18 protein-coding genes are annotated in these 13,107 nt (G+C 41.3%); all 18 read right to left on the bottom strand.

Features of this window, described 5'->3' with window-relative positions:
- Positions 1-49 precede the first annotated feature (49 nt).
- Entirely contained in the window at positions 50-253 is a 204-nt protein-coding gene (locus tag DEHRE_RS14585) for a hypothetical protein (RefSeq protein WP_141690619.1), read from the bottom strand.
- 156 nt (positions 254-409) lie between these two features.
- A complete protein-coding gene (locus tag DEHRE_RS14580) occupies positions 410-598 on the bottom strand; it encodes a hypothetical protein (RefSeq protein ID WP_034362522.1) in 189 nt (62 codons plus the stop codon).
- Positions 599-816: 218 nt separating this feature from the next.
- A complete protein-coding gene (locus tag DEHRE_RS01315; RefSeq protein ID WP_176714375.1) occupies positions 817-1,125 on the bottom strand; it encodes an MOSC domain-containing protein in 309 nt (102 codons plus the stop codon).
- 100 nt (positions 1,126-1,225) lie between these two features.
- Positions 1,226-2,635 (bottom strand): IS1182 family transposase, encoded by a 1,410-nt coding sequence (locus tag DEHRE_RS01310; protein ID WP_019226930.1) that lies wholly within the window; start codon positions 2,633-2,635, stop codon positions 1,226-1,228.
- Positions 2,636-2,681: 46 nt separating this feature from the next.
- Positions 2,682-2,822, bottom strand: coding sequence for a hypothetical protein (locus DEHRE_RS14720; protein WP_158208134.1), 141 nt, complete (start codon positions 2,820-2,822; stop codon positions 2,682-2,684).
- A gap of 22 nt (positions 2,823-2,844) precedes the next feature.
- Positions 2,845-3,381: a permease gene (locus tag DEHRE_RS01305; protein WP_019226720.1), complete on the bottom strand. Its 537-nt coding sequence runs from the start codon at positions 3,379-3,381 to the stop codon at positions 2,845-2,847.
- On the bottom strand, positions 3,378-3,857 hold the full coding sequence (locus tag DEHRE_RS01300) for a permease (RefSeq protein ID WP_019226719.1): 480 nt from the start codon (positions 3,855-3,857) through the stop codon (positions 3,378-3,380). The genes DEHRE_RS01305 and DEHRE_RS01300 overlap by 4 nt, the downstream gene beginning before the upstream one ends.
- A 309-nt stretch (positions 3,858-4,166) precedes the next feature.
- Entirely contained in the window at positions 4,167-5,405 is a 1,239-nt protein-coding gene (locus tag DEHRE_RS01295; protein WP_019226718.1) for an iron-sulfur cluster carrier protein MrpORP, read from the bottom strand.
- Between the two features lie 80 nt (positions 5,406-5,485).
- Positions 5,486-6,349, bottom strand: coding sequence for an ATP-binding protein (locus DEHRE_RS01290; RefSeq protein ID WP_019226717.1), 864 nt, complete (start codon positions 6,347-6,349; stop codon positions 5,486-5,488).
- Complete coding sequence (locus tag DEHRE_RS01285; RefSeq protein WP_019226716.1) at positions 6,327-7,184, bottom strand: ATP-binding protein; 858 nt, start codon at positions 7,182-7,184, stop codon at positions 6,327-6,329. Before DEHRE_RS01285 ends, DEHRE_RS01290 begins: the two co-directional genes overlap by 23 nt.
- On the bottom strand, positions 7,184-7,552 hold the full coding sequence (locus tag DEHRE_RS01280; RefSeq protein WP_019226715.1) for a NifB/NifX family molybdenum-iron cluster-binding protein: 369 nt from the start codon (positions 7,550-7,552) through the stop codon (positions 7,184-7,186). Before DEHRE_RS01280 ends, DEHRE_RS01285 begins: the two co-directional genes overlap by 1 nt.
- 33 nt (positions 7,553-7,585) lie before the next feature.
- A complete protein-coding gene (locus DEHRE_RS01275; RefSeq protein ID WP_019226714.1) occupies positions 7,586-7,963 on the bottom strand; it encodes a DUF134 domain-containing protein in 378 nt (125 codons plus the stop codon).
- A 62-nt stretch (positions 7,964-8,025) separates the two neighbouring features.
- Positions 8,026-8,274, bottom strand: coding sequence for a DUF5320 domain-containing protein (locus DEHRE_RS01270; protein WP_019226713.1), 249 nt, complete (start codon positions 8,272-8,274; stop codon positions 8,026-8,028).
- 276 nt (positions 8,275-8,550) lie between these two features.
- Positions 8,551-9,516 carry a sulfite exporter TauE/SafE family protein gene (locus tag DEHRE_RS01265; RefSeq protein ID WP_019226712.1) on the bottom strand — a complete coding sequence of 322 codons (966 nt, stop codon included), beginning with the start codon at positions 9,514-9,516 and terminating at the stop codon, positions 8,551-8,553.
- Positions 9,517-9,527: 11 nt separating this feature from the next.
- Positions 9,528-10,301 carry a DUF364 domain-containing protein gene (locus DEHRE_RS01260; protein WP_019226711.1) on the bottom strand — a complete coding sequence of 258 codons (774 nt, stop codon included), beginning with the start codon at positions 10,299-10,301 and terminating at the stop codon, positions 9,528-9,530.
- 69 nt (positions 10,302-10,370) lie between these two features.
- Entirely contained in the window at positions 10,371-11,477 is a 1,107-nt protein-coding gene (locus DEHRE_RS01255) for a sulfate/molybdate ABC transporter ATP-binding protein (protein WP_019226710.1), read from the bottom strand.
- A gap of 6 nt (positions 11,478-11,483) precedes the next feature.
- Positions 11,484-12,155, bottom strand: a complete 672-nt coding sequence (modB, locus tag DEHRE_RS01250) for a molybdate ABC transporter permease subunit (protein ID WP_019226709.1) — start codon at positions 12,153-12,155, stop codon at positions 11,484-11,486.
- A 3-nt stretch (positions 12,156-12,158) separates the two neighbouring features.
- A complete protein-coding gene (gene modA / locus DEHRE_RS01245; RefSeq protein ID WP_019226708.1) occupies positions 12,159-12,974 on the bottom strand; it encodes a molybdate ABC transporter substrate-binding protein in 816 nt (271 codons plus the stop codon).
- Between the last annotated feature and the right edge of the window lie 133 nt (positions 12,975-13,107).

The following is a 13,107-nucleotide window of genomic DNA, read 5'->3' as shown; positions in this document are numbered from 1 at the left end:
AAAGCAATGAACCTTGAGCCAGAAGACCTGCTTGCAGCATATTGACCCTCTACTTTAACACTACTTTCTTAAAGCCGCCATAGTCTTTAGCCATTTGGGTATAGACTTCGCCATTTTTTACCGCTGTAACGGTCTGATAGAATCCGGGGTTTTTCTTATCAATCATTACTGAACTGGTTTTGCCGGTTTCGTCTACTGCATTTTTGGCATGAATGGCATTAAACAACGAACAATCACAAACTAATATCTTCATAATGCTTCAATTATTCATCGCTGGGCAGGAGTCGTTTTTGTTGGCGCACCGGCTGTCTATATTTTGTTAAACTTTGATAACCGCTCCTACGGTGTCTTCAACCTTCGTGGTAAAAATATTCTTTTTCAGTAATATCCGAAAAAAGCTTTTGCTGGGCTATCCCGACATTATTAAAATATTTACATTGCCGAATAGCTTAATACAACGTTCAACCATTAAATCGGTCTGCTTGCGTTTGGTAATATCCGTTTTACAGACTGCCACTGACTGACCCTTTTTCTTTAAGTCATTATTCGGAACAATGGCCTTGGGCATTGGCACAGTAATATTAGTAGTTATCGTCATGAAAGTGACCGGCAAGAATTTTGCCGTTTAAAAGGTGTCATCGTAGCGAACGCAGTTGGGTTTGCTTCTATGGGGTTGTTTATGCCCTTATTGAATATTGCCCCTCAAATACAATCCCAACCTCTTACCAATCTGTTTGCTCTAATAGTTTTGACTATCTTTGGCGTGATAACATTTTTTAATCCTTAAAAAATACGGTAGATTTATTTAAATTTGTATCAAAGCAATTCTACTGAATCCCCAACCCGGATACGCCCTTCTTTTACAACACGGCCAAAACGCCCTTCCCGACTAACTATATATGGCCTTCCATGCTCTTTGTATTGTTCCTTCCCAACATACAAGATTTTCACTTCCGCCTCGCCAAGGCGAACGATCCGTCCAACGAGCAGTTTCTCTAAAGGAACATCCGCAATTGTAACATTTTCCGTATATCCATCCTCTAAGACTTCTTTTTGCTTCTCCTCCGACACCTTGGTCAAAGCTTCCAGGGAAAATACTGACTTGCCGGTCCCAATCACCGCCATGGGCAGACCGTGTAAAAACTCATCCTTAATTTACAGTTATAAAATTGATTTACCAATAATTGCTCTTGTTGTACTACAAATATAAAAATACAAAGGTCTTTTACCCCAGTACTTCAATCAATTTCTTTACTCCCAGTATGTTTATTACTCTTTTAATATTATAAGACAGCATTATCAAACTGATTTCAACTTCTACTTTTTCAAAGCCTTTCATCAGCAAATATGCTGCATTCATTGTCCGTTTTATTGTTCCAAATGGATGTTCAGATAAACATCTTCTCAAGAAATACTTTTCTGCATTTTCCTTTAATCGTTTTTGCATTTCTTCTAATATTTCTTCATGTTCCCATCTCTGAATTTCTCTTCCGGTCTTATTTTCTGTGCACTGACTTCTGATTTTGCAATATTTACAACCTTTTGTGTAATAGCTCCTTATTATCTTACCGTTTTTATTTGTTTGTTTTCTGTATGTTAGTTCTTGCTTCCCTGGACATATGTATATGTCTTTTTCTTTTATGTACTCAAATTTCTCGAGCTTATAGCCTTTTCCGCCACTTACTTCTGGCTTGGATACGTAGGGAACCATTCCATTATCTATACAGGCTTTGATTTCAGTTGACTTGTAATATCCTTTGTCTGCTAAAACATCTATGTTTTCAGTTTGCAGTATGTCCTGCGCTTTTAATGCCATGATAGACAGTTGATTTATGTCGCTTACTTCATTTGTTACTTTATAGTCTAATATCAGTTTGTTTCTCTCATCTACTATCGTTTGTATATTGTAGCAGACTTCCATTTTACGGTTGTTCATCATTAGTCTACTGTTTGGATCTGTGCTTGATATTTGGGTTTCTCCCGTTTCTTCCATCTTAGCCTTTAGGGTTTCATATTTTTCTTTGCGTTTTTTAATTGTCTCAATTCTCTCTTGCAGCTCTTCTTTCGTTATCGTTTTTGTGTCTTCTTCATTCTTATCATTTTCTTCAATTTCCTTCAGGTATTCGTTTATCTGCTTCTCAATTTCTTTTATCCTTGCAACAGCTTTTTCTTTTACAACGTTTTGTTTTTTTGAGTTTACTGCTTTAAATTTACTTCCATCTACCGATACTATTTCTCCCCCAAACATTGATAGTTTCTTACAGAGCAGCGTGAATTCTTTAAATACTTTTGGAATTTCTTCTTTGTTGTCTTTCCTGAAGTTTGCTATCGTTTTGTGATCCGGCCTTAGACTCTTTAGAAGCCACATTACCTCTAGATTTCTATGACATTCCTTTTCAAGCTTTCTACTCGATCTTATGGCATTGATGTACCCATACAGGTATAGTTTGAGCAGATCCTTTGGGTTATATGGAGGGCGCCCCGTTTCACTTGTTTTGGAATACTTAAATTCTGTTTCTATATTATCTACAAATGCATCAATAAACTGAACCTCATTGTCCTCTGTTATATAATCATCTATGCTTTCCGGAAATAGTGTAATTTGTTCGCGGTTTATTCCGTTTTTATATGGCATAATTATTCCCCTTATGATTCGGTTTCCTTACTTAATTATACCATATTTATCCATTATTCTCTACGTTTTTACACAGCCTGTGGGCATCACCCTCTAGCCCCCATCCTTTTACGATCAATGCTTCCTGTACATCCGACTTAACCGTACCTCTTTCCGGACTGATATGAATTGACAATACTTTTCCCATGACTCTTCCTCCATGTAAATTTCTATATTTGACTTTTAGCCATTTCAAATATATGTTTAATTTCTTTTTCACTTAAAGCTTTTTGTGTAATATAAGCAATTAAAGCAATTCCCGGAATATCGATAATAAACCTTGTCAGCATAAATTTCCAACCCATCGCTGATGTCTCAAAAAGCAGCATAGGTATTTTGGTTGTTGACCATGCCCCTATAAAGATAAGCACGTTGGAAAGTTTGCTTCCCTTTTTCAGAAGAACCCCAGCAATAGGAAACGCTGCATATAAAGGACCCGCTGCCGCCGAACCCAGAAAAAAAGCTAAGGTTACACCGATCATCCCAGATTTTTCTCCCATAAGTTTGATCATTGTTTCTCTTTGGACCCAAACATCCAGAAGTCCAAGAAGAATAAAAATCGGAGGTATAACAGAAAGCATCTCAAGAGTGTTGCTCCAAGTCATGCTTAAAGAAGTTTTTCCTATTGAAGGGTAAATAATAACAAGGCCTAAGTTTATGACTGCCAGGATAATAAAAAATTTATAACGGTTCAATAGTTTCTTCACCCTAGCACCACCCCTATCACGATTGCTATCACGAAGGAAAACATAAACGCTAAAGAATTTCTTAATATCGCAGCTTTTTTTCCAAAATATTTTATTTCCAGAGGTAACGTCACAATCCCTACCATCATCAATGCAGAAATGAATACGGCAATTTGCATAAAGCCTGCACCGCTTTTTAGAAGTGCCGCAGCTAAGGGAAATGCAACAAAACCCGGTATTAATGTAACAGAACCAACAATAGCTGCAATAACCATTCCAATCCAACCGGATTGTTGACCGATTAGTCTGGAGATCGTATTAGGACTAAGTACCGCCAGCATGATGCCAATAATAATAAGAATTGATAAAAACTGCGGCAGTATGTTTTCGAAGGACTTCCAGGCTTTCATCAGGGCCATCTTGGTCTTTTTTTTATCTTTGAGAAACGAAAGCAGGAGAAGTACTGCCGCCAGAACATAAAGAATAATTGTAAACATGCTTAACCACCCTTTACATTATGAATTGTAGGTAGAAAATATATCTTCATTCAGGGTGGAATTAGGCCTGAATGAAAGGGCTTTTTTCAATCCGGCTATACCGAAATTACTCCAAATGTTATTAATGCATCTATTTGCACTCTAAATTAACGTAAGTACTGCTTTAAGAGCCCGCCAAACAGGCAGGCTCCAATAAATAATATCAATTTGTTTTTAGGTTTAAAAGTTGCATGAGTCATATGTTAATATCGCTGTTATCGTTAAATTTCCTGACCGATATTCGGACCAGGTGAGCAATTAAAAACAAAATTAATGTCCGTCGCACTCGTCATGGTGCTGGTGTTCATGACAAACAGACTCAGTCGATTTCAGATTTCCCTGCAAATACTGCTCTACGGCAGCTTGTGCATCTCCTGAGGCACCGGTTATGACCTCAATAGCTTTTTCATTGAATATTTCAATTGCTCCGCCTCCTATGCCGCCTGAAATAATCACCTTAACTCCCATATCGTTTAAAAAGTTCGGCAAAAATCCAGGACGGTGTCCGGGGTTCGGTATAGTTTCACTATTCATAATCTGTTGATTTTCCGTCTCAAAAATCACGAAACCCTCACAGTGTCCAAAATGTTTGGCAACCTCTTTTCCTTCAATCGCTACGGCAATTTTCATATTGGTATTTCTCCTTTTTTTATCCTCCAAAATCGTATTGTCTTTATTCTCCTCTAAGTTTTCCAGAATGTCCGCTGCTCCGTCAAGCCAATTCCCGTCATAAAACTCGATCATCCCTTTATCGCAGGCTGCCGCTATCTTCGGATCAATAGGAAGCTTGACAAGAACTTTTAATTGATGCTGTTCAGCAATTTTCTCAATGGTGCTTTCCCCAAATATTTTATATACTTTGTCACATTCCGGACACTTAAAATAAGACATGTTTTCTACCAGCCCCAAAATAGGAATATTCATTGATTTGGCCATTTTAACCGCTTTGGAAACAATCATGGAAACCAACTCCTGAGGCGAAGCCACGATAATAATGCCATCCAGCTTGATAGATTGGAATACCGTCAGCGGCACATCGCCCGTACCAGGGGGCATATCGATAAACATGAAATCCACATCCCCCCAAATCACTTCCGACCAGAACTGTTTAATTACGCCGGAAAGTATCGGACCCCGCCAAATAACCGGATCTGTCTCATTTTCCAGCAGCAGATTGATCGATATAAGCTGGATGCCAGTTTTGCTCTTGGGGGGAAACAGGCCAAGTTCGCTGGCATCAGGTTTCTGCGTAATGCCAAAGGCCTTAGGAATGGATGGGCCTGTTATGTCTGCATCAAGTATGGCGGCCTTATAACCCCTTCTATTCATGGTTACAGCCAGCATGGAAGTTACCAGCGATTTACCGACGCCACCTTTGCCGCTGACAATACCAATCACTTTTTTGATATTGCTCAGTTCATGCGGTTTGGCGGTAAAGTCTGTTTGCTCTTTTCTGTCGGCGCATTCATCGCTGCAAGTATTACAATTTTGATTGCAATTTTCGCTCATTTTACGTTCTCTCCTTATACTTAAGTTATCAATTTAATTTCGGTTGATCGTTATCCTGATTTACCTTCGAAACTGATCATTCAGCTATTCATTAGCTTTAACGTTTTATAAAAAACATTGGTTGCCGCCCATCCTGCGGGACAATCAATATCTACAATAACTTCTCCCTTGTTTATAGCTTTTATTGCTGCAGTGTCAAAAGGAATTTTGCCTACGATAGACAGATCCCGCTCCTGGCAAAATGCCTCTATTTTCTGGGCGAGCTCTTTGTTGGTATCATACTTGTTAATGCAAACTCCGATTTTTATTCTAAACTTTTCTGCTGTTGCAATGATTCTCTTCATATCGCTAATCCCTGACAGAGATGGTTCGGCAACGATCAGGACCATGTCCGCTCCGTTAAGCGAAGCGATCACCGGACAACCGATTCCCGGCGAACCGTCGATAATGACCAGATCAGCATCCGCTGCTTCCTGCTTCAACTGCTTTTTAACCTCGCTCACCAGCTTGCCGGAAGTACCGCTGCCCATTTTAAGCCTGGCGGTAGAGAAAACCCCATTATCTTTATAAAGCATCAACTCTCCGGCTACAGCCGGTTGAAGGAAAACCGCCCCTATCGGACAAACTGCATCACACACGCCGCAGCCTTCACAGGCATAGGAATCAACCTCATACTTACCGTTGCTTTCGTTTATGGCCTCAAAGCGGCAGTTTTGCCTGCATATGCTGCAACTATCACATAATTCTGTATCAATAACCGCTTTTTCCATACCATAATAATCCGTTTGCCTGGCCTTTGAAATATGAGTCATGATCAGGTGAAGATTAGGGGCGTCCACATCGCAATCGGCATAAGCCCTGGCCTCGGCAAGCTTGATAAAAGCACCGGCGATGGTTGTTTTTCCGGTACCGCCTTTGCCGCTAAGTATCAGAAGCTGTTTCATGCCTAGCCTCCTTACTTACCGTCTTCAACAGGTTTAGAAACAGTTCTTTGTATTTTGGATGCTTTCTTACGGCGATCTGTCCATTGGAATGCATGGTGCCCAATTCCAAATCAAACGGGATTTTTTCCAGAATTGTAATCTGGTTTTGCAGACAAAAATCTTCGGCAGGGTTTTCTTCTTCCAAACATTTGTTGAGGACAACGCCGAATGGTTTCTGAAAAATCCTTACGAGTTCATACACCATTTCTAAATTATGAACGCCAAAAACAGTTGGCTCCGCTACCAGAATACAATAGTCGGCATCTTTGATACTCTCCATGACCATACAGGCGCTCCCTGGAGGACAGTCTAAAAAAACATTTTTGTTTTCCTTACGGCTATCCTGCAAAAGCTTTTTAATAATCGGCACCCCTGATACTTCTCCTATATTCATCATTCCGGACACGACCCGGACATTGCCGGATATCCCGCTTTGGATCAGACCTATTTCCCTTTCTTTTTCCGAAATCGCCTTTTGCGGGCAGAAAAGCAGGCATCCTCCGCAGGAATGACAAACCTCGTTAAAGACAATCAGCTTATTTTTAATATAAGCCAAGGCGTTGAACTTGCAGAAATTGACACAGGTACGGCACCCGGTGCACAGCTCTGGGTCAGCCTGGGGAAGCTTAACCGTGACCCGTTCCTTCTGTAAGTCCTTCGGTTGAAAGAATAAATGGCCGTTTGGTTCTTCGACATCACAGTCGATATAAACGGAGTCCAGTGCCACTGCAGCCAGGTTGACAGAGACAAGGGTTTTGCCCGTACCTCCTTTGCCGCTTAAGACAGCGATTTTCATTACTTCCCTCCATGCTGGTGAAAACCGGGGTGAATATCGTCCAGCAAACTTAATTTTCCTTCCTTAAAAGATTCTATATTATCCCGGATTGAGTTATTGGTGTTTTTATAGAGTTTAATTTCCGCCGCTTTGAGTACTTCCGCCGCATTCTCTCCGCAACGCGGTGTAATGATCGCCTCTGCTCCACTGTCTACAATATTCTGGGCAGCTTTGATTCCCGCTCCGCCCTGGCTGGCAGCGGCACTGTTATCCAAAAAGTTGCTTCCTTCTGTTTCGGTATCGTAAATAAGAAGGTATGGAGCCCGTCCAAAAGAAATACAAACGCTTGAATCCATCGAATTGTTGTCTACGGGTATGGCAATCTTCATAATCAATCCTCCCTGTGCTTAATTTCAGACTACTTAGTTTTCTTTGTTATCAGCCCCTGAAAATTCTGCCCAACGGTGCCTGCGGCAACCCCCGCAACGGCAGGTTTTTTCCAATCCTTCACAAAGCTCGTAATCTCCGCCTTCTATCCGCAGCACTTTTCCGTTCACCAGAGATTCCGCCAGCTTTTTCCGGGCATCGTTATAAATACGCTGAACAGTGGTACGTGCAATATGCATTTGTTCTGCGCACTCTTCCTGCGTAAAACCCTGTAAGTCAATGAGCCGTATTGTTTCATACTCATCAACCAGCATTAAGACTAAATCCGCCTGATTGATGACAGCGTTAAGCGGCCCAAAAAGACTGCTTTCCGGCAAGCAGCATACTTTTCTACCTTTTCTTGGTCTTGGCATAATTGGCTTTCCCTCTTTTTGTAAGAAAGTAACAGGAGCGTCCTCCTGCTATTCTTTGTTTATTATTTACTTTCTATTTGTTTGTTGATCCAATGGAGTCTTTTTTCAAGGAGTTCTTTTTGACTTAAAAGCAATTCCTTTCTCGATGAAGAAAGCATCATATTATCCGCTAAATTTCTGCCATAGCCTCTTCTTCGGCCCAAACCAGATCCGTTACCATTTCTGGCAGCATTCACTCCGGTACATAACCCTAAACCTTTCCCGCTCATTGCTCCGCGACCTAAGCGACCTGTTCCGTCTCTTCCCGGCATAAGAATTCCCTCCTCTTTTGGTTATTGACATATGCCCTTTATGATTATAATTATAGATATTTTTGAACATATGTCAATAACCTACTGAATTGATTTCATTTAATTTCATCCTTATAAAATTAAAATAGTCGGCAGTACAAAGATATAATCTGCCAACTATTATTTTAATCAATTATTTCCTGTGAAAAAGCTTGGCCAAGAATCAGAAGTTTAGTTGATGTTAGGATATTCGTTCTAAGTCAGAAATAATTCTTTGAAGCTAATAGTCTTTTGATGTTATAGAAAAGATTCCAAAATATATGTAATCGAAAGAATAGAAATCAGAACTAAAAGAATTATCTTGACGAGAGCTTCCGGAAGAAATTTTTGAAAATAAGCGCCCAGATAAGTTCCAACAAGTCCGCCTATACCGAACAGCAAGCCCAGAAACCAATCCGGAGCAATAGCAGAATTTGAAATTGCCGCCAGTGCTAAAATATGATAGTAAATTACGCCCGCAATCGAAGTAATAAATGTACTGGCCAAAGCAGCTCCTGCGACGGTATAAATTGGTAAGGCAAAAAGAGAAACGCAAACTGGTGTGATAATTGAGCCTCCGCCAATACCATATATACCACCGATCAAACCTACTCCTAAAGCTAGAATAAAAACAGGAACGGTATGAAATGAATAGGTTTCTCCCCAAAATTCATATTCGACCTTGGACAATGAAAAACATTTTGTCTTAACCACAGCATCTGAAGGGAGACCTGAAGCTAGAACACTTGAATTGACTTCTTTCACGCGAACCACCTGTTCGGCAAACTTTTTATTCAAAATGTCATTTCGTTCTTTCGTCTTCTTATTCCAGCCTAAGATGTCCGATAACAGGCGGTAACCTAGATATAAAAGAACAATACCTACAAATAATTTAAAATCTTTGGGGTTTGGAAGATACTTTATTCTGATCCAGGCCCCAACAAAAACACCAGGGAGAGTACCAAGAGATACTATACCTGTTAGAGCCCAGGCCATTCGTCTTTCTTTTATGTAGCGGTATAAACCGCCAGGAATAGCAATGATGTTATAAATTAAATTTGTCGGGCTTACCGCAGGACTGTTAAAATGCAGAACACTGACCTGAAAAGGCAACAATAAAAATGCTCCCGAAATTCCCGCAGAAGCGGTAATGGAAGAGACTATTATTGCTATTAGCGGAGGGATAAGAGGAAAGATATCGACACCAGATACTGAAAAATGCATATTATGATCTCCTAAAATTTTTTTACATCAACAACCTTTTTTTGCATAAATTTTTTGAGATAACTTACACCGCAGGCCAATGAAATTGATTTGAATATTTCTTCCTTGTGGCCTTTATCCCACCATGAACCAGCCAAACGGGTTACACCGCTGCCCCGCCACCCTTCAGGGAACATGGGGGTGGATGGACCGACCATAAGGATCTCGCGGGCTTTGCCACACATTGCTAACAAAGGATCGATACTATTATTTATGGTTGTGGTCCCGCTTAAGACTACAACGTCACAAGCGGGCAACAGCTTGGGTTGTTCCTCCATAGGATGGATCATACTGTCTCCCCCGTGAAGGGATATTCCTTTGTCAAATATAATCAATTCCTTGACTGATTTTGATATTTGCCTAGCCACATGTCCAATCATGCCTACCATGCCCACAGTATCTCCGGGATGCACTCTAATACCAAAAAGCATGCCGCTTGGGTCATCGTCGGGAATATTCTGTCCGCAGGAGGCTGCTGTCAGAACAGAAGCCGCAATCGCCCGTTGTAAGTCTTCGCTGCCGGAAATTATCCAGCGAGCAATTTCGGAAGCCGGTTTACCAATTACCTCTTGGGCATAAGGGAAGTCCGAGCAGCCGTTTGGCAAGTCATCACGCAGGACGTATGATACGCCGATGTCTCCGTTATCAAGCTGACAGCCAATTAACGAAACACCAATCACCAAGTCACGCACGGACTTACCCAATAGGTAAGGTTGGGCTGCCGCCAACACTTTTTCCATAATCATATGTTAGCCCCCTAAGCTTAATAAGATTTCTAAGAATTATTTAATAGACTCAAAAAAAAATATTATCGTTTAATTTACCACTGGCATAGTCATACCATGGTGCGATTGATCAACATTCATTAAGAATATCTTTTCTTCAGGAATATACAGCCAGAGTTTTTGCTTTTGTTCTTTGCAGTGTGTTAAAAGCAGATCACTCCCAGGAACTTCTACTTGCAAGTTCTTTCCCAGACAATTTACGATTACTGTTGTTGAAAATATTCCTTCAATTTCATCTGTTACTTGACATTCAAAGGTATTGGGATTTTCTTTATTTTCTGAAGATATTCTCAAATCTTGTGCCCGGATTCCAGCCATCATTTTTGTATGAAGCTCACTTTTCCTTTTTACTGCCTTCAAGCAAAAGCTCTCTGCCTTTATGTGGATATATCCTTCTTCTTCACCTAAAACTTCTACCTCAAAGAGATTCTTGCAGCCGGTTATCCTGGCAGCCGACACAGTCGCCGGATAACGGATAATTTCTTCCTTTTCCCCGATTTGCACCGATGTTCCTTTATCGAAAACCAAAATCCTGTCACAGAGCCGGTAAGCTTCTTCAATGTTATGCGTAACCAGCAAAACAATGCCATGATAATTCTTCTTAATAATACTGAGCAATTCCTTTTCCAGGATCTGCTTAACATGACTGTCCAACGCTGAAAAAGGCTCATCCAAGAGCAATAATTCGGGTTCGGTAATCAAGGTTCTGGCTAAAGCCACACGCTGCTGCTGCCCTCCCGACAGTTGGGAAGGAAATTGTTTTTCGTGGCCGTTCAGCTGCATTTTGCTGATCATTTCCAGGACTTTTTCATGGCGTTTTGCATTATCCAGGTGCTGGACACCGTAGGCAATGTTTTTGTAGACAGTCAGGTGAGGAAACAGTGCGTAATTCTGAAACACATAGCCAATATTTCTTCGCCGGGGCAAAACATTCACTTTGCTGTCCGAATTAAATAGTTCTTTCCCGTTTAGTTTGATCGCACCTTTGTCCGGGGAATAGAGCCCGGCGATGCATTTTAAGGTCAGACTTTTGCCGCAGCCGGATGAACCGAGAATTCCCAGCACTCCCTTGCCGCTGATAAAAGAAGATTGCAGCGTAAAATTTCCCAGCGTTTTCTCGATCGAGACTTCCAGCACCCTCGCTCACCCCTTCTTCATCTTTTTTTCCAGCCGGTTGACAATATATAAAACCGCAACGGCAACACTGGTCATGATCAGCACAAGAAAGTTGGCCATATTATAGTTTCCCGCCTGCAACGAATCGTAAATGGCAATCGGCATGGTAAGGGTTTTATCGGGGATACTCCCGGCGACCATCAGGGTTGTGCCAAAATCCCCCAAGGCTCTCGCGAAAGACATGGTAATGCCGGAGATAATTCCCCTCCAGGCAATCGGCACCATGATAGTTACAAAGATATTAAGTTCCGTTCTTCCCAAGAGCCTGGCCGCATTCAGGTAATCCTCGTTGATTTCCGAAAGCGCGGCCTTGGACGCTTTAATCATATAGGGAATGGAAACGACAGTGGCGGCAATAACCGCCCCTGTCGTCGTAAATACAATCATGATATTGAACTGTTCTTCCAAAAACTTGCCCGGCCAAGAATTACGGCCCAGTAAGACAAGCAGATAATAGCCCAGCACTGTTGGCGGCAAGACAACGGGAAGGTTCGTCAGCGTATCGATAAAATCGGATAATCTTCCCGGTCTGCGGCTTAATAAATAGGCCAGGGGCAAGCCGCAAACAATTCCGATAAAAGTTGCTGTAAACGCTACCCGAAAAGATAAAAAAAGCGGAAAAAGGTTAATATTATCCATGCTTTAGACTTCACCCGGCAAGACAAAACCATATTTTTTCATAATCTCCCTGCCTTGCTCTCCATTCACAAACTTGATAAACTCTCTGGCTGCTTTTTCGTGTTGCGTGCCCTTAACAACGGCAATAGCTTGCTTTAAAGGTTTATGCAGTTTATCATCAAAAAGCAGGAAGTTGACCTCGTTTTTGTTAACAACGGATAAGGAGATAAGACCTGCTTCAACATTGCCCGTCTTGACCATCGTTAATACGTCCTGAATATCTTTGCCATAAACCATTTTGTCCTTTAGCTTATCCCATAACCCCATAGATTCCAGAGCTTCCTTGGCAGCAACACCATAAGGGGCATGATCCGGATTGGCGATGGCTATTTTCTTAAATTCCGGTTTTAATAAATCACTGGCTTCCTTAATCTGAAGCGGACTGCTTACGAGGGTTGCCGCGCCTACCCGGCCAATAGCATATAATTCTTTGCTGTCGGCGATAATTTTATCCTGGGCTATTAAGTCATCCACATACTTGATGTTGGCCGAAGCATAGACATCATAGGGCGCGCCGTTGGCAATCTGTTCTCTGGCTGTTCCCGAGGAGGAGAAAGTGATCTCTGCTTCATTTCCTGTGGTCTGTTCGTACAAATCGCCAATTTCTTTAAAGGCAAGGGCCAAATCGGCTGCAGCTGCGACTGTGATCTTTTCACCTGTTTTTTTAACGGCTGTGTTATCGGTCGTCTCTTTTGGCGCAGAAGCTGACGAATTGCAACCGGTCAGTGCAGCCATTAAAACCATTAGTATTAAAACACTTGCAAAAAATTTTCTGTACATAATCTTTCTCCTCTTTCATTCGTAAAATGTTTTTGTCTGGATTCCTATGTTCTAGGCGATGGTTAAGAAAACACGTCATAGATACCAATCAATGTCGAGAAACATCCCAATACTAAGGACCTGCCTTTACAAT

The organism is Dehalobacter restrictus DSM 9455 (genome assembly GCF_000512895.1).
GTDB lineage: Bacteria > Bacillota > Desulfitobacteriia > Desulfitobacteriales > Syntrophobotulaceae > Dehalobacter > Dehalobacter restrictus.
The sequence above is the reverse complement of the archived record's forward strand: the minus strand, read 5'-3'. Positions and strand labels throughout refer to the sequence as shown.